General features: G+C 61.6%; 24 protein-coding genes and 1 tRNA gene. 12 read left to right on the top strand and 13 right to left on the bottom strand.

Features of this window, described 5'->3' with window-relative positions; genetic code table 11:
- Positions 1-10: 10 nt before the first annotated feature.
- Positions 11-514 carry an SRPBCC domain-containing protein gene (locus tag ACFQ6Y_RS29695; RefSeq protein ID WP_042923025.1) on the bottom strand — a complete coding sequence of 168 codons (504 nt, stop codon included), beginning with the start codon at positions 512-514 and terminating at the stop codon, positions 11-13.
- Positions 515-792: 278 nt separating this feature from the next.
- Here ACFQ6Y_RS29695 and ACFQ6Y_RS29690 point away from each other — a divergent pair, with 278 nt between their 5' ends.
- Entirely contained in the window at positions 793-1713 is a 921-nt protein-coding gene (locus ACFQ6Y_RS29690) for a bifunctional 5,10-methylenetetrahydrofolate dehydrogenase/5,10-methenyltetrahydrofolate cyclohydrolase (RefSeq protein ID WP_378640316.1), read from the top strand.
- Complete coding sequence (locus ACFQ6Y_RS29685; RefSeq protein WP_378640314.1) at positions 1685-2947, top strand: amidohydrolase; 1263 nt, start codon at positions 1685-1687, stop codon at positions 2945-2947. The genes ACFQ6Y_RS29690 and ACFQ6Y_RS29685 overlap by 29 nt, the downstream gene beginning before the upstream one ends.
- Positions 2948-2969: 22 nt before the next feature.
- Here the strand turns inward: ACFQ6Y_RS29685 and ACFQ6Y_RS29680 are convergent, their stop codons facing one another.
- Both ACFQ6Y_RS29680 and ACFQ6Y_RS29675 read right to left on the bottom strand, forming a co-directional pair.
- Positions 2970-3602, bottom strand: a complete 633-nt coding sequence (locus ACFQ6Y_RS29680; protein ID WP_378640312.1) for a hypothetical protein — start codon at positions 3600-3602, stop codon at positions 2970-2972.
- 74 nt (positions 3603-3676) lie between these two features.
- Positions 3677-3753 (bottom strand) — tRNA-Leu (locus ACFQ6Y_RS29675).
- A gap of 98 nt (positions 3754-3851) precedes the next feature.
- Here ACFQ6Y_RS29675 and ACFQ6Y_RS29670 point away from each other — a divergent pair.
- Both ACFQ6Y_RS29670 and ACFQ6Y_RS29665 read left to right on the top strand, forming a co-directional pair.
- Positions 3852-4478, top strand: coding sequence for an ANTAR domain-containing response regulator (locus ACFQ6Y_RS29670; protein WP_095973349.1), 627 nt, complete (start codon positions 3852-3854; stop codon positions 4476-4478).
- Between the two features lie 206 nt (positions 4479-4684).
- Positions 4685-6016 (top strand): ABC transporter substrate-binding protein, encoded by a 1332-nt coding sequence (locus tag ACFQ6Y_RS29665; protein ID WP_378640309.1) that lies wholly within the window; start codon positions 4685-4687, stop codon positions 6014-6016.
- 71 nt (positions 6017-6087) lie between these two features.
- On the opposite strand, the gene ACFQ6Y_RS29660 is transcribed toward ACFQ6Y_RS29665, so the two are convergent.
- From ACFQ6Y_RS29660 to ACFQ6Y_RS29645, 4 genes are read right to left on the bottom strand one after another with little or no spacing between them, the layout of a single operon-like run.
- Positions 6088-6894 carry an ABC transporter ATP-binding protein gene (locus tag ACFQ6Y_RS29660; RefSeq protein ID WP_378539713.1) on the bottom strand — a complete coding sequence of 269 codons (807 nt, stop codon included), beginning with the start codon at positions 6892-6894 and terminating at the stop codon, positions 6088-6090.
- Positions 6891-7919, bottom strand: coding sequence for an ABC transporter ATP-binding protein (locus tag ACFQ6Y_RS29655; protein WP_378640306.1), 1029 nt, complete (start codon positions 7917-7919; stop codon positions 6891-6893). Before ACFQ6Y_RS29655 ends, ACFQ6Y_RS29660 begins: the two co-directional genes overlap by 4 nt.
- Entirely contained in the window at positions 7912-8901 is a 990-nt protein-coding gene (locus ACFQ6Y_RS29650) for a branched-chain amino acid ABC transporter permease (RefSeq protein ID WP_003944088.1), read from the bottom strand. The genes ACFQ6Y_RS29655 and ACFQ6Y_RS29650 overlap by 8 nt, the downstream gene beginning before the upstream one ends.
- A 5-nt stretch (positions 8902-8906) precedes the next feature.
- Positions 8907-10226, bottom strand: coding sequence for a branched-chain amino acid ABC transporter permease (locus tag ACFQ6Y_RS29645; RefSeq protein ID WP_378640390.1), 1320 nt, complete (start codon positions 10224-10226; stop codon positions 8907-8909).
- Positions 10227-10529: 303 nt separating this feature from the next.
- Here ACFQ6Y_RS29645 and polA point away from each other — a divergent pair, with 303 nt between their 5' ends.
- On the top strand, positions 10530-13277 hold the full coding sequence (gene polA / locus ACFQ6Y_RS29640; protein WP_378640304.1) for a DNA polymerase I: 2748 nt from the start codon (positions 10530-10532) through the stop codon (positions 13275-13277).
- 58 nt (positions 13278-13335) lie between these two features.
- On the opposite strand, the gene trxA is transcribed toward polA, so the two are convergent.
- Both trxA and ACFQ6Y_RS29630 read right to left on the bottom strand, forming a co-directional pair.
- Positions 13336-13707 carry a thioredoxin gene (gene trxA / locus ACFQ6Y_RS29635; RefSeq protein WP_214890358.1) on the bottom strand — a complete coding sequence of 124 codons (372 nt, stop codon included), beginning with the start codon at positions 13705-13707 and terminating at the stop codon, positions 13336-13338.
- Between the two features lie 74 nt (positions 13708-13781).
- Positions 13782-14777 (bottom strand): helix-turn-helix domain-containing protein, encoded by a 996-nt coding sequence (locus ACFQ6Y_RS29630; protein WP_378449765.1) that lies wholly within the window; start codon positions 14775-14777, stop codon positions 13782-13784.
- 213 nt (positions 14778-14990) lie between these two features.
- Between ACFQ6Y_RS29630 and ACFQ6Y_RS29625 the strand changes: the two genes are divergently transcribed.
- The gene (locus tag ACFQ6Y_RS29625; protein ID WP_378640301.1) at positions 14991-15920 is read left to right on the top strand and encodes a DMT family transporter; all 930 of its coding nucleotides are present in this window, start codon (positions 14991-14993) and stop codon (positions 15918-15920) included.
- Here the strand turns inward: ACFQ6Y_RS29625 and ACFQ6Y_RS29620 are convergent.
- The gene (locus ACFQ6Y_RS29620) at positions 15865-16440 is read right to left on the bottom strand and encodes a 2'-5' RNA ligase family protein (RefSeq protein ID WP_378640299.1); all 576 of its coding nucleotides are present in this window, start codon (positions 16438-16440) and stop codon (positions 15865-15867) included. The genes ACFQ6Y_RS29625 and ACFQ6Y_RS29620 overlap by 56 nt on opposite strands.
- Here ACFQ6Y_RS29620 and ACFQ6Y_RS29615 point away from each other — a divergent pair.
- The 4 genes from ACFQ6Y_RS29615 to ACFQ6Y_RS29600 all read left to right on the top strand — a co-directional run bounded on the left by ACFQ6Y_RS29615 (position 16406) and on the right by ACFQ6Y_RS29600 (position 20296).
- Positions 16406-17503, top strand: a complete 1098-nt coding sequence (locus ACFQ6Y_RS29615; protein WP_378539708.1) for an isocitrate/isopropylmalate dehydrogenase family protein — start codon at positions 16406-16408, stop codon at positions 17501-17503. The genes ACFQ6Y_RS29620 and ACFQ6Y_RS29615 overlap by 35 nt on opposite strands.
- Positions 17504-17697: 194 nt before the next feature.
- Complete coding sequence (locus ACFQ6Y_RS29610) at positions 17698-18582, top strand: ABC transporter substrate-binding protein (protein ID WP_378548087.1); 885 nt, start codon at positions 17698-17700, stop codon at positions 18580-18582.
- Positions 18582-19538: an amino acid ABC transporter permease gene (locus tag ACFQ6Y_RS29605; protein ID WP_019748635.1), complete on the top strand. Its 957-nt coding sequence runs from the start codon at positions 18582-18584 to the stop codon at positions 19536-19538. Before ACFQ6Y_RS29610 ends, ACFQ6Y_RS29605 begins: the two co-directional genes overlap by 1 nt.
- The gene (locus tag ACFQ6Y_RS29600) at positions 19535-20296 is read left to right on the top strand and encodes an amino acid ABC transporter ATP-binding protein (protein WP_019748634.1); all 762 of its coding nucleotides are present in this window, start codon (positions 19535-19537) and stop codon (positions 20294-20296) included. The genes ACFQ6Y_RS29605 and ACFQ6Y_RS29600 overlap by 4 nt, the downstream gene beginning before the upstream one ends.
- Before the next feature lie 3 nt (positions 20297-20299).
- Here ACFQ6Y_RS29600 and ACFQ6Y_RS29595 read toward each other — a convergent pair whose 3' ends face one another.
- Entirely contained in the window at positions 20300-21145 is an 846-nt protein-coding gene (locus ACFQ6Y_RS29595; RefSeq protein ID WP_378449759.1) for a class I SAM-dependent methyltransferase, read from the bottom strand.
- Positions 21146-21499: 354 nt separating this feature from the next.
- Here ACFQ6Y_RS29595 and rpsA point away from each other — a divergent pair, with 354 nt between their 5' ends.
- Positions 21500-22987 carry a 30S ribosomal protein S1 gene (gene rpsA / locus ACFQ6Y_RS29590; protein ID WP_230813265.1) on the top strand — a complete coding sequence of 496 codons (1488 nt, stop codon included), beginning with the start codon at positions 21500-21502 and terminating at the stop codon, positions 22985-22987.
- Positions 22988-23161: 174 nt separating this feature from the next.
- On the opposite strand, the gene ACFQ6Y_RS29585 is transcribed toward rpsA, so the two are convergent.
- Entirely contained in the window at positions 23162-23377 is a 216-nt protein-coding gene (locus tag ACFQ6Y_RS29585; RefSeq protein ID WP_003944056.1) for a hypothetical protein, read from the bottom strand.
- 159 nt (positions 23378-23536) lie between these two features.
- On the opposite strand from ACFQ6Y_RS29585, the gene coaE reads away from it, so the two are divergent.
- Positions 23537-24751, top strand: a complete 1215-nt coding sequence (coaE, locus tag ACFQ6Y_RS29580) for a dephospho-CoA kinase (RefSeq protein WP_378640294.1) — start codon at positions 23537-23539, stop codon at positions 24749-24751.
- Between the two features lie 4 nt (positions 24752-24755).
- On the opposite strand, the gene ACFQ6Y_RS29575 is transcribed toward coaE, so the two are convergent.
- Positions 24756-25274 (bottom strand): DUF402 domain-containing protein, encoded by a 519-nt coding sequence (locus tag ACFQ6Y_RS29575; protein ID WP_378640291.1) that lies wholly within the window; start codon positions 25272-25274, stop codon positions 24756-24758.
- Positions 25275-25353 lie beyond the last annotated feature (79 nt).

Genomic DNA, 25353 nt, shown 5'->3' with positions numbered 1-25353 from the left:
GGGCCCAGGTTCAGGCCGACTTGCGATACTGCGGTGAGAGTTCGTCGGCGCGGTCCCACGGAGACCAGTCGACTTCGCGTCCATCGAGTTGGGCCGCAACAACTTCCAAGCCCGCGTGCCAGCCCGCGGCATGGGCGTACGCGGACTCTTCGTCTTCCATCGTGTGGGTGAGGGTCAGCCAACAGCCGCCGGTGCCGTCCGGAGCCAGCTCCCAGTGCAGAGTGTCTGCGTCCCAGAGGAATTCGAGAATTCGGTGTGGGTGGACGCTGATGACCGTGCCACGTGTCACGTGATCTGCGGGTAGTCCGAAACGCTCGACCTGTTCCGGCGTCACCTTGAACAGCAGATCTGCGCCGGGAGTGAGATCGAAATCGACGTCCGCCGGGAACCAGGCGTCGAGGTACTCGCGTTCCGTTATCACTTTCCAGACCTTGTCCGGTGCGTGCGGAATCGCCAGTTGGAAGCTCAGTGACACCCGACCGTCATAGGTCAGGTTTATCTTGCCGTTGTCCATCGGTGCCTCCAATGCTTGGTGCCCGTGCGGTTGCCCCCATCGTGCCATCTAATTGCACAGGATGGAATAACTGCAGGTCAGATCGTTACCTATTGATAGGTTATGTCGATTTGTCTCGTTTTGAGAGCGGCGTTCTCGATGCGTTTCGTGGCGGTGAAACAACCGCGCGGTACGCTGACCGCGCACGACTGGCGCGGGTGGGAATGACCACCGGGGAGTGCACATCGCGAGGCATCGACCGCCTGGGTGCTTCACACATCTTGTGTGAAGGGGGATTCATGTCTACCGAAAATCTGCCCAACCGGAACGTGGTGGCTCGAATGATCGACGGACGCGCAATTGCCGATGCTGCGCTCGCGGACTTGTCACTGCGCACGAGGCAGTTTCGTGATGAGACCGAGCACGTTCCTTGCCTGGCAGCGGTTATCGCGGGAGCGGACCCGGCCTCGAAGGCCTATGTGCAGATGAAGGCCAAACGGTCTGTCGTCGTCGGAATGACGTCGCGGACGGTCGAACTCCCGGTGAGTACAACCACTGAAGAACTAGTCGACGTGCTGAGAGCGTTGTCGGCGGACCCTTCGATCGACGGCATACTGCTGCAACACCCGGTGCCAGGCCACATCGACGAACGGGCTGCGTTCGACGCCATCTCGGCCGACAAGGACGTCGACGGCGTCACTTCGGCATCTTTTGCGGCAATGGCGTTGTCCGGAGGTGGATTCGAATCGTGTACGCCGAGTGGCATCCTGCGCCTCCTCGACGCCACAGGCGTCGAACTCGCCGGAAAGCATGCCGTTGTAGTGGGCAGAAGCCCCATCCTCGGATTGCCGATGGGAATGCTCCTCCTGCGTCGGGACGCAACCGTGACGTACTGCCATTCGCGAACCGTCGACCTGGCCGCTCACGTCGGTACGGCGGACGTCGTCATTGCTGCCGTCGGCGTGCCGGAACTCGTCAAAGGTTCGTGGATCAAGTCCGGGGCAGTAGTGATCGATGCGGGGTACAACGCGGGCAACGTCGGCGACGTGGAGTACGGCGCCGCGCTCACTCGCGCCGGTGCAATCACACCGGTGCCGGGTGGTGTCGGCCCCATGACGGTTGCAGTACTGCTGGAACAAACTCTCGCCGCGGCAGTTCGGGCGACTGAGGTTCGGGCATACAGTGAGAATCATGACAAACGTGGTGGACCGAATCGGTGATGTCAGCGCTTCACTCGTAGATCTGTACAAAGATCTGCACGCGCACCCCGAGTTGTCGTTCGCGGAGCATCGGACCGCCGGAATCGTCGCGGATCGATTGCGAGACCTCGGCTTCGAGGTTCATTCCGGAGTCGGCGGAACCGGAGTAGTAGGCGTTCTCCGAAACAGCAGTAGCCTCCGAAAGAGCATTAGCGCAACCGTTCTGCTTCGGGCGGACATGGACGCATTGCCGGTCGAGGAAGTCACCGGTCTCGATTATGCAAGCACGGAGCGAGGAACCGACAAGGAGGGCAACGACGTTCCGATCATGCACGCGTGCGGGCACGACATGCATGTTGTTGCGTTGCTCGGCGCCGCTCGGATCCTCAGTGAAACCGTCGACTCGTGGTCGGGCACGCTCGAGGTCGTGTTCCAGCCCGCAGAGGAACTCGGTGCCGGCGCGCAGGCGATGGTCGACGACGGGTTGTACGAACTCATTCCCAAACCTGATGTGGTTCTCGGCCAACACGTTGCACCGGCACCGGCGGGAATCGTCGGATTGCATTCCGGGGCAGCATTCGCTGCGGCTGACAGCATGCTGGTGCGGATGTTCGGGAGGGGCGGGCACGGATCGCGGCCCGAGACCACGATCGATCCGATCGTCATGGCGGCATCGGCAGTGATGCGGTTGCAGACGGTGGTCTCCCGCGAGATTGCCGGCAGTGACACAGGTGTACTGACAGTGGGCCAGTTTCACGCAGGTACGAAGAACAACATCATCGCTGATCATGCCGAGTTCGGTCTGAGCATTCGGACCGTCGAACCGGACGTCCGAACCCGGGTATTGGACGCGGTGCACCGAATCGTCCGCGCAGAGGCGCAGGCATCGGGCGCCGTCCGTGAGCCCGAACTGATTGCACAAGAGTCGTTTCCGGTGTTGATCAACGACGGCGCGGCCTGCGATCGCGTGAGCGCTGCATTCAGGGGCGTATTCGGGGAACACGGCGTCATCGATCCTGGACCGGTCACCGGGAGTGAAGACGTCGGGATCCTCGCCGACGCGGCCGGAGCGCCGCTGGTGTACTGGCTCCTCGGCGGTGCGGATCCCGAGGCCTACCTGAAGGCCGCAACAGCGGGAACCGTCGGGGAGGACATTGCATCGAACCACTCACCGCGGTACGCCCCGGTGATCCAGCCGACCCTCGACAACGGAATCGCCGCGTTGACCGCAGCTGCGCTGGAATGGCTGAGCTGAGCGCGTAATTGGGTATCGAGGGTCAGTTGTCGGCTGCGGGGATGTCGATAGTCAGCTGGGACGGGGAATCGGATGTCGACACCGTGTACGCCGGCCGGGTGTGGAGAGTGCCGATAAACGACTGCAGGATCGTATCGTTCGTACCGGCACTCTCCATGCGGGTGATGTTTGTGACGTCGAGGGGAGCCGAGACAAGACTCGGATGCGACCGGACTCCCATCAGATCGACCTGAAGTATCGATCGACTACCGACATCTACGACTGTGCTGTCTCCCGCTCGGATTGCTTCACTGACGTATTCGGTTTTCCAGAACACCGGTCCGTCGCCGTCGAAGCGATAGGTGATGCGGGTGAAACCATCGTGATCGGTCACGTCGATCGCGGTCACGTCGACGGGTGGATTCGGTGAAGCGATCGCTGTGTCGCTGGGCAATGAGGGAAGTGTGGAGATATCGGTGGACGCGGCCTCGATCGGGCGAGGGCCGACCTGAAGGGTGCCGGTCCGTGTTGCAGCGTCGAGGAGGACCTGGGTGGAAGAGACGACCTGGGTGGAAGATCCGCCGGCAGTGTCGGATTCGTCGTCTGTCTGACATCCGGTGAGCAGGCAGATACAAGACATGGTTCCGAGCAGAGCAATCAACCGGCGACCGTTCATGGATCGAACCTAGCGGCGGTTGATCCGGGGTACAGCCGAATGCCGAAACCTTGCGGTACGGCCGGCTGCTGCAGTGGTGCCCTCGGTGAGACTCGAACTCACACTGGACGGGTTTTGAATCCGTTTCCTCTGCCAATTGGGATACGAGGGCTTGTTGCGATGACTACATTAGAAGATGCGATTTCAATGTCAAACACCGGTACCCTCTAATCGTTCGCGTCTCGTGTCGGGGCGGTTCGATGGAGGAGGATGGTGGCCATGAATTCGCCGCAGCCGCAAGGCAATCAACTCGCACCCCGTCGTGTTGTCGTCGCTGAAGACGAGGCGTTGATCCGCATGGATCTGGTCGAGATGCTCCGCGAAGAGGGCTACGACGTCGTCGGCGAGGCCGGTGACGGACAGGTGGCGGTCGAGTTGGCCGAGTCACTCAGGCCCGATCTGGTCATCATGGACGTGAAGATGCCCAGGAGGGACGGCATCGACGCGGCTTCGGAGATTGCCGCCAAGCGCATCGCTCCTGTTGTCATTCTCACAGCGTTCAGTCAGCGCGAGTTGGTCGAGCGCGCACGCGATGCCGGCGCCATGGCCTACTTGGTCAAGCCGTTCTCCATCAGTGACTTGGTGCCTGCCGTCGAATTGGCGGTCAGTCGCTTCCGAGAGGTGACCGCGCTCGAGCGTGAGGTCGCCGATCTGTCCGACCGACTGGAAGCACGCAAGCTCATCGAGCGCGCCAAGAGTGTTCTGATGGTTCGCCAAGCGCTCACCGAACCCGAGGCGTTCAAGTGGATTCAGCGCGCCGCGATGGACCGGCGCTCCACGATGAAGGCCGTCGCACAGGTCGTACTCGAAACTCTGGGCGGCGAACCGGACGCTTGAGCAAAGTGTCCGAGTTTCGGCTGCTGCGTCGACCGTCGAAACGCCGCGCAGCGCTACGGCCGTGTAAACACTGTGCGCCTTCAGATAACAGTCAGGTCACAGGGCTTTCTTGAAGGATCGCGAAACGGTTCCAAGGTCTAGCGTCTGATCCCACAGCGAGCGCCAGTTCGGGTGGCGCGAGCACCGGCTGATCTTAGGAGCGTGGGATGGCTAGACGAACACTTGTGCGTACTGCTGCAGTTCTCGGCGCGGCATCACTGGCACTTGCAGGCTGTAGCTCGGACAAGTCGGATGACTCGTCGTTGAGCGGCTCTACGTCCGGCGCTTCCGCCGCGACGACATCCGTCACGACCGATTGCACCCCGGAGCAGGCCAAGGCCGGCGCCACCCCGTCCACGGAAGCGCTGCGCATCGGCACGCTTCTTCCCGACACCGGCAGCTTGTCGTTCCTCGGGCCGCCGATGGTTGCAGGCACCCAGCTCGGCGTCAACGATGTCAATGCCGCTGGAGGCGTTCTCGGCCAACCCGTCCAACTGATCCCTGGCGATTCGGGTGACACCACGACGGACACCGCCAACTCCACCGTCGACCGCGAATTGGCGGCAGGCACTCAGGTGATCGTCGGCGCCGCGTCGTCGTCGGTCTCGCTCAAGGTGATCGACAAGATCGCCAGCGCGGGCGTCGTGATGTTCTCTCCTGCCAACACGTCGGACCAGTTCGTCTGCTATCCCGACAAGGGCATGTACTTCCGCACCGCTCCGACGGACGTACTGCAGGCTCAGGCCGTCGCACAGCTCATTTCGGACGACGGTGGTCAGCGCGTAGCCATCATGGCTCTCAACGACCCGTACGGGACGGGTCTGGCCGACAACATCGAAAAGAATCTGATCGATTCGGGTGTCCCCTCAGATCAGATCGAGAAGATCATCTACGACCCGAACGCGCAGTCGTTCAACTCCGAAGTCGATCAGGTCAAGAACTTCAATCCGGATGCTGTTGCATTGGTGGGCTTCGAGGAGTCGGCGAAGATCATCACGCGAATGCACGAGGTGGGCATCGGACCGTCGGACGGAATGGCGATGTACGGCGTCGACGGCAACATGGGTAACGCGCTCGGAGAATCCGTGGCGAAGCCGTTGCTCGACACGATGCAGGGAACGACGCCGCTGACGGATGTCGGAGCTGCCTTCCAAGATCGTCTGAAGGCGGTCAACCCCTCTCTGATCGACTTCAACTACGCCGGAGAGTCGTACGACGCGGTGGTGATCTCGGCACTTGCTGCCGAGCAGGCGAAGTCGACGGCGGGCACGGACATCGCGGCGAACATCAACAGCGTCACCGAAGGTGGCACCAAGTGCACGTCCTACGTGGAGTGCTTGCCGTTGGTGAAGGCGGGTACCGACATCGACTACGACGGCATCACCGGTGAGTTGGACTTCAACGATTCGGGCGAGCCGTCCATCGGTTCGTACGGAAAGCTCAAGTTCGGCCCTGAGAACACGCTGACCACAGAAGGATTCGTGGTGGTGGGCAAGTAAGTCGTAGGCAAGTAAGCAGTCGACGAGAATGGGCCAGGGTCGCGAGACCCTGGCCCATTCTCATGTCGTGCCTACTTCTCTTTGCTCCCGGCGAGCGTTCCCAGATACAGCTCGATCACCTTGGGATCGTTCATCAGATTGGCGCCGGTATCGGTGTACGCGTTCTTGCCCTGATCGAGTACGTAGCCGCGATCGCAGATCTGAAGGCAGCGGCGCGCGTTCTGTTCGACCATGATGACCGAGACACCCGCAGCATTGATCTTCTTGCAACGGATGAACACCTCGTCCTGGAACATCGGGGACAGGCCCGCGGACGGTTCGTCGAGGAGCAGGACCGACGGATCCATCATCAAAGCCCGGCCCATCGCGACCATCTGACGTTCGCCGCCCGAGAGTGCGCCGGCCTTCACCTTTCGTCGTTCACTCAGGAGTGGGAACAATTGACTCACGAAGGCGAATCGCTCTGCGAATGCCTTGGGTCGCAGATAAATTCCCATCTCGAGGTTTTCTTCGATAGTCAGAGTCTGAAAGACGTTCTGTGTCTGGGGGACGTACCCGACTCCCTTCTGCACGAGGACGTGAGCGGGCGCGGACGTGATGTCGTCCTCACGGAGAGTGACCGATCCTTCGCGAACCGGTATCAAACCGAACAGTGACTTCAGGAGTGTCGACTTGCCTGCGCCGTTCGGTCCGATGATTCCGACGATTTCTCCCTCCTTCAGGAAGAAGTTGCACTCACGCAGGATGTTGACGCCGGGAATGTAGCCGGCGACGAGGCTGTCGGCGCGGAGCAGTGCACCTGCCGACAGTCGTTGATGCTCTTGCGCTGTCGCGGCGAACTCTGCGGGCGTGAGTGAACGTGCTTGGTTCTCGCTCATGGCTTCTCGTGCCTTCCGCGCGATTCCTCGGGACTCGATTCCAGCGTCGCGGCGAGATCGGCCGGGAGATTGTCGATGTCGGGTTCCGAGAGGTCACCGCCCGCCTCGAGGGTTTCGACCTCGGCTTCTGCCAGGGCGGCTGCCAGAACGGCCGTCTCGCCCACCGGATTTCCGTCGTCGTCGAACTCGAGGGCCTGGTCGTGGTGGCTGCCCAGATACGCGTCGACGACAGCTGTGTTGGACGAGAGTTCGTCCGGAGTGGACTCGGCGATGACGCTGCCCTGTGCCATGACCACCACCCAGTCGCTGATGTCTCGGATCACGTCCATGTCGTGCTCGACGAAGACGACCGTCATTCCGTCGTCGCGCAATGACTTGATGTGACCGAGCAGGCTTTGCGTCAGAGCGGGATTCACGCCTGCCATGGGTTCGTCGAGCATCACCACCGAGGGCGAGGTCATGAGTGCGCGAGCCATTTCGAGCAGTTTGCGCTGTCCGCCGGAGAGGGAACCGGCGAGGTCGTCAGCTTTCGTGTCGAGTTTGAAACGCGCGAGGAGTTCGTTCGCGCGCTCGGTGATCTCGCGTTCCTGACCCTTCCAGATCCACGGGACAAGCGAGGCGAAGATGCGTTCACCTCGTTGACCGGTGGCGCCCAGACGTACGTTGTCCAGCACCGTGAGTTTGGACAGCGCCTTGGTCAACTGGAACGTCCGTACCACTCCTTTCCTGGCTACCTGGTGGGGATACATGCGGCCCAGCGATTGACCGTCCATCGACCACGTACCGGTGTCAGGCCGGTCGAAACCGGTGAGGAGGTTGAAGAGGGTGGTTTTCCCGGCGCCGTTGGGGCCGATCAGACCCGTGATGCACCCGCGTTGAATTTCGAGGTGGCCGACATCGACGGCTTTGAGGCCGCCGAACGTGCGCGAGACGTTGTCCGCGATCAGTACCGGGTCGGGTTTTGCCGATCCCGGAAGATGAGGAACGTCGGCAAAGATCTGTGCTCTGGTATCGGCGTCAAGCATTGAGTTGCACCTCCCGCTTGTTACCCAGTATTCCCTGCGGTCTGAAGACCATCAGAAGAGCGATCATCAATCCGAGCAAGACGTACCGGGTGGCTCCGACCTGTTGTTCGGTCAGCGAGAGCAGCGGATTTTCGCCGGAGATCGCCTGACGCAACAAAGCGTCGGGAATCGCGAGGAGGAACCAGAACAACATTGCGCCCACTACCGGGCCGAAAACCGTTGCCGCCCCGCCCAGAATCAGTGCGCCGAATGCAAAGAACGTCTGCGCGGTCGAGTAGAAGTCCGGGTTGATGGACTTGGTCTGGAGGGCGTTGAAAACACCAGCCAGACCACCGATCACGCCGCCGAGAACCAGGGCCTGCATCTTGTACACGAAGACGTTCTTGCCCAGCGATCGCGCCGCATCCTCGTCTTCACGAACCGCCTTGAGGACACGCCCCCATGGGCTGTGCGTCAACAGGTAGACAAATCCGCACAAGATCAGGACCAGGGTCCAGCCGACGACCATGGACCAGAGATCGTCTCCGTAGAACTTCACGCCGAGAAACGAGTACTGCTTGGCCGAGTCGAACGGGCTCAGTGCGGTGAACGGATCTGCGAAACCGAACAGGCCGTTGGTGGAACCGGTCACCGAATCCGACGCGGTCGAGCGGAAGATCAGACGCAGGATCTCCGAAGCCGCGATGGTGACGATGGCGAGATAGTCGGCGCGCAGACGCAGCGTCGGAATACCGAGCACGAGCGCGAGAAGACCGGCCGCGGTGAGTCCGACGAGGATGCCGAGCCAGAGCGGCTGGTCGTAGGTCACGGTCATGATTCCGACGCCGTAGCCGCCGAGAAGGGCAAAACCGATCTGACCGAAGTTGAGCAGTCCGGCGTAGCCGAAGTGCAGGTTCAGCCCGATTGCCAGCAGCGCGTAGAAGATTGCCGACGGCCCGATCAACTGGGCGAAGGAAACCTGGAAAGCTCCCATGATGTCCATGTTCGTCACCCGATCCTTTGTCTGGATCCGAGGATGCCCTGGGGGCGAACCACGAGGATCACGATCAAGACGAGAAGTCCGCCGATGTATTTGAGGTCGGGGTTGATGATGAGCGTCGAGAGTTGGACCAGAAGTCCGACGATGACGCAGCCGAGTAGCGCCCCGTACGCCGTTCCCAGACCACCGAGGGTGATTCCGGCGAACATCAGCAGCAAGAGTTTGAAGCCCATCTCCCACTGGACTCGTCCGCCGAGCTCGGAGATACCGAACAGCACACCGCCGAGTGCAGCCAATCCGCCGCCGAGGCCCCAGACGAACATGATCACGCGCTCGACGTTGATTCCCGACGAAGCGGCGAGGTCGCGGTTGTCGGAGACGGCGCGCATAGCTTTTCCGATGCGAGTCCGCTGGAGAAGAAGTGCGACGCCGACCAGGACTACCAGACTGACGATCATGACTACGGCGTTCGCGTCGGTCAAAGCGATGGGGCCCCAGTTCTTCTCGACCTGGCCCTGGTAGTCGTCGAAGGGTTCTGCTCGGTCGGAGAAGAAGATGAGGATCAGGTAGCGCAGGGAAATCGCGAGACCGATGGAGACCACCAGTTGTGCGATCAACCCGGTCTTGCGTTTACGTAGGGGCTTCCAGACGATTCCGTTGGTCAACAGTCCGATCCCGATACCGACGAAGATCGCGAGAACGGTGGCGGGAATCAGCGGAATGCCGAACGAGGTGTTGATCACCCAGGCGGCGACGGCACCGAGGGTGACGATCTCGCCGTGCGCGAAGTTCGTCAGACCGGTCGTGCCGTAGATCAAACTCAGACCCACACCGGCGATCGCGATGACGAGACCGAACCGCAGGCCGTCGACAGTCGTGCGGATGAGCTTCTCGCCGAAGCTGACATTCGAGGCGGTGCGAACCTCTCCGAACGAGAAGATCACGGTGTTCGCGCGGCCGGCAACCACCTCGCGTTCGACAGTGGCTTGCACACTCACCCCGTCGGGGAGGGTGTCCGCAACGATCTCGAATGTGTAGGTGCCCGGGGGCACGGCCAACTCCCAACGACCGTTCGATGCCGACTCGCCGGTGGCGACCTCGGTGCCGGAGGAATCGAGCGCGCGCACTGTGACGCCCTCGAGCCGGGTGCCACCGTTGTTGAGATTGCCGCTGACGGGGACGGCGTTGTCGGGAACCGGTTTTGCCGGTCCTGACGAGGTCGGCGGTGCAGGGGAGTTGGTCGGTGCAGGGGAGTTGGTCGGTTCCTGGGCCCCGGCGGTTCCGGCCAGGCTGAGTAATGCGAAGAACGTGAGTAACGCAAAGGCCAGTAGTCGGCTGAGTGTTGCGAGGGTATGCCGTTTCACTACGGGTGGAGCCACGTACGTCCTCCGAGCGGGTCGGGACTAGCGCGTCTGGACAAAGGTGCCACGCAGCGGAGGGCTTGATCCGTTGCTGCGATTTCCGGACTCTAACGGCTCTGTTCGCTTCAGATGGGGTTCTGAGATTTCCGGGATGTTTCGGTTCCGTATCGAAGGCCGATGGCTGCATCAATTGTCCGATTCTTGTGCCTGTTCCTGCGTAAACAACGGCGAAGGCGTCGATGTCGGTCGCGATCCCTAGACTGATGAACCGTGAGCCCCGCAACCACAACTCGGTCCAGCACGTCCACCGCTTCAGCCGGCACCACCGGCAAGGCGGACGATCGCCCTCTTCTGATGCTTCTCGACGGGCATTCGTTGGCGTTTCGCGCCTTCTACGCGCTGCCTGCAGAGAACTTCAAGACACACAGTGGGCAGGCCACCAATGCGGTGTACGGCTTCACATCGATGTTGATCAATCTTCTCCGCGACGAACAGCCGACCCACTTGGCTGCGGCCTTCGACGTTTCGCGTCAGACGTTTCGCGCCGACCTGTTCCCTGAGTACAAGGCGCAGCGTGCGAAGGCTCCGGACGAATTCAAGGGCCAGATCGACATCACCAAGGACGTTCTCGGCGCGCTGGGCATCCCGGTCATGGCCGAGGAAGGTTTCGAAGCCGACGACGTGATTGCCACGTTGACCACGCAGGCGGAGGCCCTCGGATACCGAGTTCTCGTCGTGACCGGCGACCGCGACTCGCTGCAGTTGGTGACCGACAACGTCACTGTGCTGTACCCGAAGAAGGGCGTCTCGGAGCTCACCCGATTCACGCCGACGGCCGTCGAGGAGAAGTACAGCCTCACCCCGTCGCAATATCCGGATTTTGCTGCCCTGCGCGGCGACCCGAGTGACAACCTCCCCGGTATCCCCGGTGTCGGCGAGAAGACCGCCACCAAGTGGATCCGTGAGTACGGCGACCTGCAGGGTCTGGTCGACAACGTGGACAAGGTCCGTGGCAAGGTGGGCGACTCACTACGCGAGAACCTTGCAAACGTCCTGCTCAATCGCCAGCTGACCGAAATGGTTCGCGACGTTCCGTTGCCGTACACGCCCGAGCAGTTGGTGTTGGCTCCGTGGGACCGCGAGAAGATTCATGCGTTGTTCGACGATCTCGAGTTCAAGGTTCTCCGCGATCGACTGTTCGCGACCCTGTCGTCGTCCGAACCCGAAGCCGAAGAGGGTTTCGAGGTCAGCGGCGACACACTCGCCCCGGGTGCGGTTGCCGCATGGCTCGACGCTCACGCGCGAACCGGTGAGCGTCACGGCGTGACGGTGCTCGGAACCAGAACTCCGTTTGCCGGTGACGTCACTGCACTCGCGATCGCGGCCTCCGACGGCGAATGCGCATACATCGCGGCGTCGACGGCAACGCCGGAAGATGAAGCGGCTCTCGGTGATTGGCTTGCGGATGCATCCCAGCCGAAGGCACTGCACGAAGCGAAATGGGCGATCCACGCTCTGCGTGGGCGCGGTTGGACGCTCGGCGGACTGACCAGCGACACCGCTCTGGCCGCCTACCTCGTCCGGCCAGGTCAGCGCACCTTCAATCTCGATGATCTGTCGCTCCGCTACCTCAAGCGTGAACTGCGTGCCGAAACATCGGGCCAGGAACAGCTTTCACTTCTCGACGACACCGAACAGCTTGACGCCGAAGCGGCCGAGACCGCGATGCTCAGCGCTCAGGCCGTTCTCGACTTGGCAGCTGCGTTGGACACCGAGTTGGAGTCGATCGAGTCCAAGTCGCTCCTCTCCGACATGGAACTGCCGTTGACGATCGAGCTCGCACAGATCGAGGCCACCGGCATCGCCGTCGACAGCGCGCATCTGCACGATCTTCAGAGCCGTTTCGCGTCCCAGGTCGCCGACGCCGCAAACTCCGCGTACGAGGTGATCGACAAGCAGATCAACCTGGGTTCGCCGAAGCAGCTGCAGGTGGTCTTGTTCGAAGAACTCGACATGCCCAAGACCAAGAAGACGAAAACGGGCTACACCACCGACGCCGAGGCGCTGCAGGGTCTGTTCGACAAGACGGGACACCCGTTCCTCGAACACCTTCTCGCGCACCGTGATGCGACGCGTATGAAGGTGACCGTGGACGGTCTACTCAAGGCCGTGGCCGAAGACGGTCGCATCCACACGACGTTCAACCAGACGGTTGCCGCGACCGGACGTCTGTCGTCGACCGATCCCAACCTGCAGAACATCCCGGTCCGCAACGATGCGGGGCGCGAGATCCGCGACGGATTTGTGGTCGGGCAGGGGTTCGACGTTCTGCTCACTGCCGATTACAGCCAGATCGAAATGCGCATCATGGCGCACGTGTCAGGTGACGAGGGACTGATCGAGGCATTCAACACCGGTGAGGATCTGCACAGCTTTGTCGGCTCACGCGCATTCGGAGTTCCGATCGAAGAGGTCACTCCTGAACTGCGTCGCCGGGTCAAGGCGATGTCCTACGGTCTGGCTTACGGACTGAGCGCTTACGGATTGGCTTCGCAGCTGAAGATTTCGACCGAAGAAGCGAAGCAGCAGATGGATGCGTACTTCGCTCGTTTCGGCGGTGTGCGGGATTACCTCCACGCAGTAGTCGAGCAAGCGCGCAAGGACGGTTACACCTCGACTCTCTACGGCCGTCGTCGGTATCTGCCCGATCTCAACAGTGACAACCGTCAGCGTCGTGAGGTGGCCGAACGTGCTGCCTTGAACGCGCCGATCCAGGGCACGGCGGCCGACATCATCAAGGTCGCGATGATCAACGTGCAGAAGGCTCTCGCCGACGCCGGATTGAAGTCGCGCATGCTGTTGCAGGTTCACGACGAATTGGTGCTCGAAGTGGTTGCCTCCGAGTTGGAGGAGGTCACTGCATTGGTCAGGGACAAGATGGCCACAGCCATCGAGTTGTCGGTACCGCTGGATGTTTCGGTGGGAACTGGTCGAAGCTGGGACAGCGCGGCTCACTAGGCAGCAACGAAAAAGGCTGGGCCGGAATCGCATTCGATTCCGGCCCAGCCTTGTTTCGCTACTCGGCAGAGGCAGTCTGCTCTGCGATCTGCTTGCGGACCTCGTCCATGTCGAGTGCCTTGACCTGAGTCACCAGCTCTTCGAGCTGAGCGGCGGGAAGTGCGCCGGCCTGGTTGAACACGAGAACGCCTTCACGGAAGGCCATGATCGTGGGGATGGAGCGGATGTTGGCGGCCGCTGCGATTCCCTGCTCGGCTTCGGTGTCCACCTTGGCGTGAACGACGTCGCTGTGCTTCTCGGAGGAGGCTTCGAACGTCGGCGCGAACTGGCGGCACGGGCCGCACCAGGAAGCCCAGAAGTCCACGAGGACGACGTCGCTGCCGTTGATCGTTTCGTCGAAGTTCTGCTGGGTGAGTGTCTGGGTGGCCACAGGGGTCCTTTCCATTGTGTGGGCTGTTGGTGTGTGCAACGCCCCGGAACCGCTGATTCTTCCCTGAGTGGATTTCAGCTTGCGTTCTCGGTCGCCCGAAACGTCCGGCGGTACGCCTGGGGCGTGGTGCAACGCAGGCGAATGAAGTGCTGGCGAAGTACGGCGCCGCCGCCGAATCCGACGCGCTCTGCGATGACGTCGACGGAGAGGTCCGAATTCTCGAGTAGTTGCTGGGCGGCCAGTACTCGCTGATCGCTGAGCCAACGCGCGGGGGTAGTCCCTGTTTCCGCTTGGAAACGGCGCGCAAAGGTGCGAGCGGACATGTTCGCTCGCGCTGCAACCATGCCGACAGTGAGGTCGACGGCGAGGTTCTCCGTCATCCAGTCGAGGAGCGGGGCAAGAGTTGCGCTCGGCGTCGAGGTGAGGGGAGTGGCGACGTACTGAGCCTGACCGCCGTCACGATGGGGCGGTACCACCATCCTTCTCGCGATGCCGTTGGCCACGCGAGAGCCCTGTTCCTTGCGGACGATGTGCAGGCACAGATCGATTCCTGCTGCGGTGCCGGCACTGGTGAACACCGGATCTTCGTCCACATACAGCACGTCCGGATCGACCTTGGCTTCCGGATACGTCTGGGCCAACCTTTCGGCGTGACGCCAATGCGTCGTGCATCGCTTCCCGTCCAGCAGTCCCGCCGCCCCGAGGACAAACGCGCCGGTGCACAGGCTGGCCACCTTGGCGCCCCGGGCCACGGCCTCACGGAGCTTGATCAGCAGGGGATCGACACTCGAGTCGGGACTCGGTGAGCACATGTACGCGTCGCCTGCGTCGTAGGTGCCACCGGCGGAAACGACGATGAGATCGGCGTCGTCGAGAGAGTCGAGGTTGTACGGAACATCGATGTTGTAGCCGAAGCGTGTTCGGATCGGGCCCGGAACTGCGGCGATCAGAGAGAAGTCGTACGTCGGGAGGCCGTCGTCGGATCGGTCGAAGCCGAATACTTCACATGCCACGCCGAGTTCGAATGCCTCGGTCATCGGCATCAGTGGGACCACCACTTTCGCGAGCATCTTTCGAGTGTGACAGAAAAACGGCAAAGTGGCAGAAAATCGTCCAAGTCTGGCTTTTCTGCCACTATTGAAGGGCGCGGCCTTGCGTCAGGCTGGACACATGGCAATCATCGTCATTACTCTCCTGGTCCTCCTGGTCCTGAACGTACTAGCTCTTGCCGGCCGTACGCCCGACACCCGTCACGACGTCAGTCCTCATGGAGACTTCACTCTGTGAGGGTGAGTCTGGTTTTTCAATACACCGCAGCTGCGGTGGTGTGGGGAGCCAGTTTCCTCTTCATGAAGATCGGGCTCGAGGGTTTGTCCTTCACGCAGGTAGTTCTGTGGCGCTTGGTCTTCGGCGCTCTCGCGCTTGTTCTCGTGTCAGCGGTGAGTCGGATCGGCATACCGAGGGACTTTCGCGTCTGGAAACACATGGCGTTTCTCGCAGCGACGCAATGCATCGTGCCGTGGCTGCTGTTCAGTTGGGCCGAGCAGAGCATGTCTTCCGGACTCGCGAGTATCTACAACGCCACCACACCATTGATGACTATGGCTGTCTCGCTTGCCTTTCTGCCGGGTGAGACGCTGACGCGATACAAATCGCTGGGGTTGCTGCTCGGATTCGCCGGAGTGCTGATCGTGTTGGCGCCGTGGAATCTCGGCGTCGGCGGAAGCCTCAGTGCTCAGATCGCCTGCCTGGGAGCGACTGCGTCGTACGGGATTTCGTTTGTCTACCTCAGACGCTTCGTGCTTCCGCTCGGGATCGACACCCGCACGGTCGCGTTATTGCAGATCAGTATCGGTGCACTCGTGATGGTTCTCGCCTCTCCGGTCATCGCGAATACACCGATGCACCTGACGCCGGCAGTTGTCCTGTCGATGATCGCGCTGGGCGCGCTGGGGACTGGGCTCGCGTTCATCTGGAACACCAATGTGGTTCAAGGGTGGGGGCCGACTGCAGCGTCGACTGTCACCTACCTCAGCCCAGTCGTGGGCGTCGCGCTCGGGGCAATAGTGTTGAACGAGAGCATCGGCTGGAATCAGCCGGTTGGTGCACTCGCGGTGATCGCGGGAATCCTGGTGACCCGACGAGCAACCCGATCTGTCACAGTGGCGGCGTCAGTAACCATTCCGTCTTCTGTTCGCCGTCCCAGCGCCTGATCGCTCCACTACGCCCGTGAATCACGTCGGTGCCGACCAGAGCGATGGCCTCACCCAGACGTGCAGGTTCGACGCGCCGGGCGAGCGTCACATGCGGCGTCCACCCGCCAGGCTCGACGTGGGCGGGAAGCGCAGTCGATCCGACTGTTGCTTCGGCTATCTCTCGGTGCAGGTGAAGGAGCGCGCGCGAAGGAATGACCGAGCGGGCCAAGACCATCTGCTTGCCGCCGAATACGACGTAGCCACCCAGCCGGATTTCGAAGTCCGGGGCCGAGAAGCGTCGCTTCAACAGTTCGTCGATCTCCGCGGGGATCTCGCGGGCGACGAACAGCGTGATGTGCGGGCGGTTGGACGGGCTGTGATGGGACGCCTGACTTGGGAATCCGGCGTCGGCGAGAAGCTGCCATTGCGCGCGCACTGCCGACTCACTCACCGGATCGAGGAGCAATTCCACCGACTGGACCATGGTGAGCAATGATTGCCTGATGACAGGTGCGAGCGCAATCGGTACGCCGGCCATGCGGCTGGGACTCATGCACGGCGACGGAATCGGCCACGAAATCGTCCCGGCCACACGGCAGATCGTGGATGCGGCGTTGTCAGCGGTTCATGCGCCGCCCGTCGAGTGGGTCGAGCTTCCGCTTGGGAGCACGGCCATCGACAGCCACGGCACACCGATTCCCGACGAGACCATCGATGCGTTGGAGCTGCTGCAGGGTTGGATTCTCGGACCCCACGACAGTGCGTCCTATCCGGAGAGGTTTCGCGGACAACTCACACCCGGCGGCGTCATCCGGAAGAAGTTCGAGTTGTTCGCGAACATTCGACCGGCAGCAGCGTTTCCCGGTGTCAAGGCGATGGTGCCCGACATGGATCTGGTGATCGTCCGCGAGAACACCGAGGGGTTGTACGCGGACCGGAACATGGCAGTCGGCAGCGGCGAATTCATGCCGACGCCCGACATCGCCTTGGCAGTCGGTGTGTTCACGCGCGCCGCATGTGAACGGATCGCACGCACTGCCTTCGCGTTGGCGTCGCGCCGGCGCAATCACGTCACCATCGTCCACAAGGCTAACGTCCTCACGCTGACCACCGGCCTCTTCCGCGACGCCTGCCGAACCGTCGCCGCAGAGTTCCCACACGTAGTCGTCGACGACGAGCACGTCGACGCGATGGCGGCGCACCTGGTTCGACGCGGCGGCGACTTCGACGTCGTAGTGACCGAAAACATGTTCGGCGACATATTGTCCGATCTGGCGGGCGAGCTGTCCGGATCACTCGGAACCGCGCCGTCGATCAACGCTTCCGAGACGCAGGTCATGGCTCAGGCCGCGCACGGTGCAGCACCCGACATCGCCGGGAAGAATCGCGCGAACCCAACGGCACTGTTCCTCTCGAGCGCGATGATGCTCGACTGGCTCGGTGATGCGCGTGGCGATCGGTTGTTGTCTGCGGCGGCAGGCCGGATTTCGGACGCCGTTCGCACGACCATCGCGTCGGGCATCGCCACCGCCGACCTCGGCGGTTTGGCATCGACCAGCGAATTTTCCGAAGTCGTGTACGCACACACTCTGCGTCGCTGATTCTTGTACGACAGGCCGGAATCTTGCGAAGTCGGCGACGGTGGAACTCCTGCCGTAACCTACCGTTCGACTGAATTTCGGATGGACGTTGCAAGTGCGGCGATCGACGAGTGGAGAGCAGAGTCGTGGTCGGTGAAAACGCACGGGCACCAAGGCCACGTGGCGTAGGTAGTGGCGCTGGTAGTGGCGGGGGAATGCGTGCCAACCTGGTGCGAGTCTTGTTGGTGGGCTTGATCGTCGCTCTGTGCGGTGGGTGCGTCACCAACAACGAGGGTCTCGTTCCCGAAGGACCTCCACTCGATGTCCAGAAGGTGCCGGAAATCGCTGCTCTCCTGCCGCCCAAGGTGACGGAGTCGGGCAAGTTGCAGGTCGGGGTGAACATTCCGTACGCCCCAAACGAATTCAAGGACGCGGATGGCAACATCGTCGGCTTCGACGTCGACCTGATGAACGCCGTTGCGGCCGTGCTCGGTGTCGAAGCTGTCTTCAACCAAGCCGACTTCGACAAGATCATCCCCGCTATCCAATCGGGAAGCTACGACCTCGGAATGTCTTCGTTCACCGATTCCAAGGAGCGGGAGAAGACAGTCGACTTCGTCACGTACTACAGCGCGGGTATCCAGTGGGCGCAACGTCCGGACAATCCCGTCGATCCCAACAATGCGTGCGGATTGAGGGTTGCGGTGCAGACCACAACCACCGAGGACATCGACGAAGTACCTGCCAAGAGCGAGGCGTGCGTTGCCGCGGGCAAGCCGCCGATCGACAAGATCAAGTACGACAGCCAGGACGATGCGGCCAATGCGCTCATTCTCGGTCGAGTCGACGCGCTGTCCGCTGATTCGCCAGTGACCGGCTACGCGATCAAACGGAGCAAGGGGCGGATGGAAGCTGCGGGAGAACCCTTTGATTCGGCGCCGTACGGCTGGCCGATCGTGAAGGGTTCCGCCCTTGGACCCGCCCTGCAACAGGCAATGCAATACCTGATCGACAACGGCGTCTATCAACAGATCGCGCAGACCTGGAGTGTCGAGGCCGGCGTCATCGAAGTATCCAAGATCAACGGCGCGGAGAGCTGATGAACATGACAACAACTGAGACTGGCGATCCGGTGCCGATCAAGGCGATCCCACTACGTAGACCTGGTCGTTGGATTGCCGCGGTCGTAGTCGTGGTCCTCTTCGGACTGTTCGTTTACGGCGCGGCGACCAACGAAGCCTTTGCGTGGGGGACTTACGGTCAGTACCTGTTCGACAAACGGATCTCCGCTGGTGCGTGGACAACGATCCAGCTGACAGTGCTGGCAATGGTGATCGCGATCGTCCTCGGGGTGATCTTGGCAGTCATGCGACTCTCGCCCAACCCAGTGCTTCGCGCCGCGGCCTGGGGCTATCTGTGGATATTTCGTGGAACCCCCGTTTACGTGCAGTTGGTCTTCTGGGGCTTGTTCCCGTCGATCTACAAGAGCATCGATCTCGGTATTCCTTTCGTGCATCAGTTTGCGCACATCAATCTCCAGGACTTGCAGGCAGCGTTTCTGTTTGCGGTGATCGGTTTGGCATTGAACGAGGCCGCATACATGGCCGAGATCGTCCGTGCCGGCGTGAGCTCGGTCAACGAGGGCCAGACCGAAGCATCTGTTGCATTGGGTATGACGTGGAGTCAGACGATGCGCCGAACGGTCTTGCCGCAGGCCATGCGCGTCATCATTCCGCCGACCGGTAACGAAGTCATCAGCATGCTCAAGACCACCTCACTCGTGACGGCAGTCCCGTACAGCTTCGAGTTGTACGGTCGAGCGCGCGATATCTCGGGCGCCAACTTCGAGCCGATTCCCCTGTTGATGGTTGCGGCAACGTGGTATCTCGCAATCACGAGTTTGCTCATGATCGGGCAGTACTACGTCGAACGTCACTATTCGAAGGGCGCAACTCGTGCACTGACCACGCGCCAGCTTCAAGCGCTAGCCGACGCGCAAGGCAAAGCTACGGTAGTGGAAACGCTTCCGGACACACCCGGAGGAGAACGCAAATGACACCCATGGTGAAAGCCGACCGAGTCTGTAAGAACTTCGGCGCACTCGAGGTCCTGAAAGGGATCTCGCTCGAAATCGACCCCGGCCAGGTTCTGTGCCTTGTCGGACCGTCAGGGTCGGGCAAGTCGACGTTCCTGCGCTGTATCAATCACCTCGAGCAGGTCAACGCCGGCCGTCTGTACGTCGACGGCGACCTGGTGGGCTACTCGGAGAAGAACGGCAAGCTGTACGAACTCCACCCGCGAGCCGCGGCCAAACAACGCCGCGACATCGGGATGGTGTTTCAGCACTTCAACCTGTTCCCGCACCGCACCGCTCTCGAGAACATCATCGAAGCGCCGACGCAGGTCAAGCGTGTCAGCAAGAAGAAGGCCGTCGAACGAGCGAAGGACCTCCTCGATCAGGTCGGGTTGAGCGCCAAAGCCAACGCGTACCCGGCCCAGTTGTCGGGCGGTCAGCAGCAGAGAGTTGCCATCGCCCGCGCTCTCGCGATGGACCCCAAGCTGATGCTGTTCGACGAGCCGACGTCCGCGCTCGACCCCGAACTGGTCGGTGAAGTTCTCACCGTGATGAAGCAGTTGGCCAAAGAGGGCATGACGATGGTGGTTGTCACCCACGAGATGGGTTTCGCCCGCGAGGTCGCAGATCAGTTGGTGTTCATGGACGGCGGAGTTGTGGTCGAGGCAGGCGAGCCCCGCGAACTCCTGGCCAATCCGCAGCACGATCGGACCAAGGCGTTCCTGTCGAAACTGCTGTAGCCGTCAGGGTTTGACGGCGCTGAAAATTGCAGTGCCCGGAAAGAGTTGGCCGCGGAGGGGACTCCACTGTCCCCATTCGCGGTCCAACCACTCCGGCCATTCGGGCTCGATGATGTCGCGGATCTGAAGTCCGGCCGCGACGATCTCACGGACCCGGTCACCGATGGTTCGGTGATGCTCGACGTAGGTGGGGACTCCGTTGTCGTCGACCTCGACGTACGGGGTGCGGTCGAAGTAGGGGAGCGTCGCCGTCAATCCCTTGGGCCCGGGATCGTCGGGGAAGATCCATCGGATCGGATGGTTGACCGCGAAGACCCACGATCCGCCGGGACGCAGAACTCGGGCGACCTCGTTCATGACCCGTTGTGAATCGGCCACGAACGGGACGGCTCCGAACGCCGAACAGACGATGTCGAAACTCTCGTCGGCAAACGGCAGGAGTTCGGCACTCGCCTGAATCAACGGGACTGCCGGTCCGCCGGCCTTCATTGCGTCCTGTCCGCGCGCGAGCATCCCCATCGAGATGTCGAGGCCGACGGCCCGGGCGCCGTGTCCGGCGAGCCACCGGGCACAGGGAGCCGAGCCGCAACCGACCTCCAAAATATCTTTGTCGACTATGTCGCCCAGCAAGTGATGATCGCCCTCGTGCAGTCCTTCGGGGCACCAGACGAATTCACCTTCTGCGCTGTTCACGCCCAGAAACTCGCCGTGGGTTCTGTGGTAATCGTCGGCGTCGGCGTCCCACCACGCGCGGCTGGCGCGGTCGCTTGCACTCGAATCGACACGGACCCGGCCGACACCGCTGGTACCGAGAATGGAATTGGCGGCGGCATGGCGCTCGTCAGACATGAACAACACAGTAGAACGGGTGACTCGGCCGCAGGGTACCCGGGTTTGCCCGGCAAGATAGCCGACGCGTAGTCTTACCCACGCGAGTGTCTGTCATCCGACCGATTGTCTATACGAGGTCTTTACCAAGATCATCTTGGCCAGGATCTCGGAGTCAGTCGGAACGAGAGAGCTCGCGGTGCGGTTCTGCGGTGTGGAATGTGATCCGGTATTCGGTTGTTCGTTATTGATGCAGCTGGGTACATAGATCTAGTACTTCCAAAAAAGTACTTCCAACATTTGTACGCCACAGTTGCGCATCTCGTCCGACAAAATCCATCAACCGACCACAACTCGTCCGGAGCAATTCAACATATGCCCTCCACAACCGTCACCTCGCCGCAGGTTGCCATTAACGACATTGGCTCCGCCGAGGACTTCCTCGCCGCCATCGATGCCACGATCAAGTACTTCAACGATGGTGACATCGTCGAAGGAACCATCGTCAAGGTCGACCGCGACGAGGTTCTGCTCGACATCGGTTACAAGACCGAAGGCGTCATCCCTTCTCGTGAGCTCTCCATCAAGCACGACGTCGACCCCAACGAGGTCGTCTCCGTGGGAGATGCGGTCGAGGCTCTCGTCCTCACCAAGGAGGACAAAGAAGGTCGACTGATCCTGTCGAAGAAGCGCGCTCAGTACGAGCGTGCCTGGGGCACCATCGAGGAGCTCAAGGAGAAGGACGAGGCCGTCAAGGGCACCGTCATCGAGGTCGTCAAGGGCGGCCTCATCCTTGACATCGGTCTTCGTGGCTTCCTCCCCGCTTCGCTCGTCGAAATGCGTCGCGTCCGCGACCTCCAGCCGTACGTCGGCAAGGAGATCGAGGCCAAGATCATCGAGCTCGACAAGAACCGCAACAACGTGGTCCTCTCGCGCCGCGCATGGCTCGAGCAGACTCAGTCCGAGGTTCGCAGCGAATTCCTGCACCAGCTCCAGAAGGGCCAGGTCCGCAAGGGCGTCGTGTCCTCCATCGTCAACTTCGGTGCATTCGTGGACCTGGGCGGCGTAGACGGTCTGGTTCACGTTTCCGAGCTGTCTTGGAAGCACATCGATCACCCGTCCGAGGTTGTCGAGGTCGGCACCGAGGTCACCGTCGAGGTTCTCGACGTCGACCTGGACCGCGAGCGCGTCTCCCTGTCGCTCAAGGCAACGCAGGAAGATCCGTGGCGTCAGTTCGCCCGCACGCACGCCATCGGTCAGATCGTGCCCGGCAAGGTCACGAAGCTGGTTCCGTTCGGTGCATTCGTGCGCGTCGAAGAGGGAATCGAAGGCCTCGTTCACATCTCGGAGCTCGCTGAGCGCCACGTCGAGGTTCCGGACCAGGTTGTCGGCGTCGGCGACGATGCACTCGTCAAGGTCATCGACATCGATCTCGAGCGTCGTCGTATCTCGCTGTCGCTGAAGCAGGCCAACGAGGATTACAACGCCGAGTTCGATCCGTCCAAGTACGGCATGGCCGACTCGTACGACGACCAGGGCAACTACATCTTCCCCGAGGGCTTCGATCCCGAGACCAACGAATGGCTCGAGGGCTTCGACAAGCAGCGTGAAGAGTGGGAGAACCGCTACGCCGAGGCTGAGCGTCGCCACAAGATGCACACCACTCAGATGGAGAAGACTGCTGCAGACGAGGCCGCTGAGGCTGCCACCGCTGCTGCCGGCTACTCCTCGGAGACGGCTGCTGCAGACGACACCGAGGCTCCGGCTGCTGCCGGCTCCGCTCCGGCCGAGTCTGCTGGCGGATCGCTTGCCAGCGATGCACAGCTCGCCGCACTTCGCGAGAAGCTGTCGGGCAACGCATAAGGATTACCGCTTGATCTGATCAAGCGAGATCTGTGAAGAACCCCGCCCCTGCACTTGCAGGGGCGGGGTTCTTTTCCTGTCAGGTATCACTTGCCGGCGCAAGATTGCGTGAGTGAACACAAAAATGACCGGCACCGAATGGTTGCCGGTCATTTTGTATTTCGTGAAGAGAACTCAGTTTGCGGGAGCAGGCACCCAATAGGTGGCGGTCGCTTCGGCTGTGCGCTTACGCATCGATGCGAAGCTGTGTCGGCCTTGGCTCACGAGCATCGTGAACCACGTACGACGGTGCTCTGCCAGGGCAAAAGCAACTTCGGGAAACTCTATGCAGTGCACGCCGTTCGGCATTCCGAGGCGGTGCTGACCGTGATGGTCGCGATCTGCTCGCATGGCGTCCACTTTCTCGAGAAGTTGCAGGTACAGGTGCGTTCGCTAGAACATAACCGCACGGTCACCGAAATTGTGGTATTTGAGCCTCGAAGGCCTCGGCGTGTTCGGTCCGTAGGCGTGTCTGAATCTCTCGGGCGCAGAGATGAGAGACTGTCGAGTGTGTTGAGAGTAGGCCTCACTGGAGGCATCGGAGCCGGTAAGTCGACAGTGTCGAAAATCCTCAGCGAACTGGGAGCCGTCATCGTCGATGCCGACTTGATCGCCCGAGAAGTGGTCGAGCCCGGTACTCCTGGACTTGCCGCTCTGGTCGATGCATTCGGCGACGGGATTCTGTCCGAGGACGGCAGCCTCAACCGCCCCGCGTTGGCGTCGTTGGCGTTTGCCGACGACACGTCACGCGGAACTCTGAACGGCATCCTTCACCCATTGATCGGTGCGCGGACGATGGAGCAGATCTCGTCCGCGCCGTCGGATGCAGTGCTCGTTCAAGACATTCCGCTCTTGGTCGAGGGTTCCATGGCGCCGGCATTCAACTTGGTCGTCATCGTCTACGTCGACGAGGAGGAGCGAGTTCGACGCCTGGTGGGCTCACGCGGTATGCCGGAATCCGACGCGCGTGCGCGCATCGCAGCGCAGGCAAGTGACGATCAGCGTCGTGCTGTTGCCGACGTGTGGCTCGACAACAGCGGCGAGCAGGGTTCACTTGACGACGTGGTCCGCGACCTGTGGGCGAATCGACTTGTTCCCTTCGAGAAGAACCTCCGCGAGGGCACGGTGGTGCGCGCGCTTCCCGAGCTGACTCCTGCTGACCCGACGTGGCCGGCGCAGGCGGAACGAATCATCGGCCGGTTGTCACTGGCGGCCGGTGACCGCGCGCGCCGTATCGATCACATCGGATCGACCGCAGTGCCTGGTCTCGATGCCAAGGACGTGATCGACATTCAGATCACTGTCGAGCACCTCGGCGTTGCCGACGACCTCGCGCAGGATCTGGCCACTGCCGGGTTCCCCCGGATCGAGCACATCGTCGCTGACGACCCGAAACCGTCGTACCTCGGTGGCGAGACCGATCCGGCGGTCTGGGCGAAGCGAATTCACGGCAGCGCAGATCCAGGCCGCCGCGCGAACATCCACATTCGGGTGGACGGTTGGCCGGGTCAGCAGTTCGCGATCCTCTTCCGTGACTGGCTTCGCGCCGACGCGTCGGCGCGTGCCGAGTATGCCGAACTCAAGGTCAAGGCAGCTTCGAGCGCTGCCGGCATCGACGACTACGCCTCGGCGATCGACGCCTATCTGGGGGTCAAGACCCCGTGGTTCGACGCCGCATTCCACCGGGCGTGGGAATGGGCCGAGAAATCAGGCTGGTCCCTCTAACGGCTCAGCGCCACGTGACCGGCATGCCCAACGAGTCCAGCCAGGCGTCGAGGTTGTGACCGTGGGCGGCGATACCGTCGATGGCTCGGGCAGCCTTCAGCATTGCGCGCTCGGACGTCTTCGGGTCGAGGATTCCGACGGTGTTCGCCTCGAGCAACTCGTCGACGTCGAGCAATTCGATGCTGTGTCCGGTCTGCACGATCAGGTCCAGGTAGTGGTCCTCCGAGGTCCACACGTGCTCGCCGCGGGTGAATTCACCGATGTCGACGTAGAAATCCCAGTCTTTGACGTGTTCCGGGGTGAAGTGGAAAATCGATGCCCGAATTCCGAGTTCGGGAATGATCCAGGACTCGAGATAGTGAAACTGGGGATGGTCGGCGTGGCGCGCCATGTACAGCCCCCACGGTTCTTCGCGGTAGTGCTCGACCGGGCGAACGAAACCCTTGGGATCGACATTGGTACGAGCTGCGATGTCGAAGGTTTCGACCTTCGGCCGGTGAATGTGGGGACGTTTCTCGCTCATGGTCGAAGAACCTACCGCCGAAGTGCATTTTCAGCTGAATGCGGACGAGCAAGCATTGTGTCGGTGGGTGCGCTTACCC

Source organism: Rhodococcus sp. NPDC056516 (assembly GCF_042794655.1).
In the GTDB taxonomy this organism is placed as follows: domain Bacteria; phylum Actinomycetota; class Actinomycetes; order Mycobacteriales; family Mycobacteriaceae; genus Rhodococcus_F.
Note: the sequence above shows the minus strand (reverse complement) of the source record. Positions and strands in the feature narration are given on the sequence as shown.

Excerpts from the sequence above, each read along its gene's own strand:
- ACFQ6Y_RS29695 (WP_042923025.1), bottom strand. The coding sequence starts at position 514 with ATGGACAACGGCAAGATAAACCTGACCTATGACGGTCGGGTGTCACTG.
- ACFQ6Y_RS29690 (WP_378640316.1), top strand. The coding sequence starts at position 793 with ATGTCTACCGAAAATCTGCCCAACCGGAACGTGGTGGCTCGAATGATC.
- ACFQ6Y_RS29685 (WP_378640314.1), top strand. The coding sequence starts at position 1,685 with ATGACAAACGTGGTGGACCGAATCGGTGATGTCAGCGCTTCACTCGTA.
- ACFQ6Y_RS29680 (WP_378640312.1), bottom strand. The coding sequence starts at position 3,602 with ATGAACGGTCGCCGGTTGATTGCTCTGCTCGGAACCATGTCTTGTATC.
- ACFQ6Y_RS29670 (WP_095973349.1), top strand. The coding sequence starts at position 3,852 with ATGGTGGCCATGAATTCGCCGCAGCCGCAAGGCAATCAACTCGCACCC.
- ACFQ6Y_RS29665 (WP_378640309.1), top strand. The coding sequence starts at position 4,685 with ATGGCTAGACGAACACTTGTGCGTACTGCTGCAGTTCTCGGCGCGGCA.
- ACFQ6Y_RS29660 (WP_378539713.1), bottom strand. The coding sequence starts at position 6,894 with ATGAGCGAGAACCAAGCACGTTCACTCACGCCCGCAGAGTTCGCCGCG.
- ACFQ6Y_RS29655 (WP_378640306.1), bottom strand. The coding sequence starts at position 7,919 with ATGCTTGACGCCGATACCAGAGCACAGATCTTTGCCGACGTTCCTCAT.
- ACFQ6Y_RS29650 (WP_003944088.1), bottom strand. The coding sequence starts at position 8,901 with ATGGACATCATGGGAGCTTTCCAGGTTTCCTTCGCCCAGTTGATCGGG.
- ACFQ6Y_RS29630 (WP_378449765.1), bottom strand. The coding sequence starts at position 14,777 with ATGCTCGCGAAAGTGGTGGTCCCACTGATGCCGATGACCGAGGCATTC.
- ACFQ6Y_RS29615 (WP_378539708.1), top strand. The coding sequence starts at position 16,406 with ATGACAGGTGCGAGCGCAATCGGTACGCCGGCCATGCGGCTGGGACTC.
- ACFQ6Y_RS29620 (WP_378640299.1), bottom strand. The coding sequence starts at position 16,440 with ATGGCCGGCGTACCGATTGCGCTCGCACCTGTCATCAGGCAATCATTG.
- ACFQ6Y_RS29610 (WP_378548087.1), top strand. The coding sequence starts at position 17,698 with ATGCGTGCCAACCTGGTGCGAGTCTTGTTGGTGGGCTTGATCGTCGCT.
- ACFQ6Y_RS29605 (WP_019748635.1), top strand. The coding sequence starts at position 18,582 with ATGAACATGACAACAACTGAGACTGGCGATCCGGTGCCGATCAAGGCG.
- ACFQ6Y_RS29600 (WP_019748634.1), top strand. The coding sequence starts at position 19,535 with ATGACACCCATGGTGAAAGCCGACCGAGTCTGTAAGAACTTCGGCGCA.
- ACFQ6Y_RS29595 (WP_378449759.1), bottom strand. The coding sequence starts at position 21,145 with ATGTCTGACGAGCGCCATGCCGCCGCCAATTCCATTCTCGGTACCAGC.
- rpsA (WP_230813265.1), top strand. The coding sequence starts at position 21,500 with ATGCCCTCCACAACCGTCACCTCGCCGCAGGTTGCCATTAACGACATT.
- ACFQ6Y_RS29585 (WP_003944056.1), bottom strand. The coding sequence starts at position 23,377 with ATGCGAGCAGATCGCGACCATCACGGTCAGCACCGCCTCGGAATGCCG.
- ACFQ6Y_RS29575 (WP_378640291.1), bottom strand. The coding sequence starts at position 25,274 with ATGAGCGAGAAACGTCCCCACATTCACCGGCCGAAGGTCGAAACCTTC.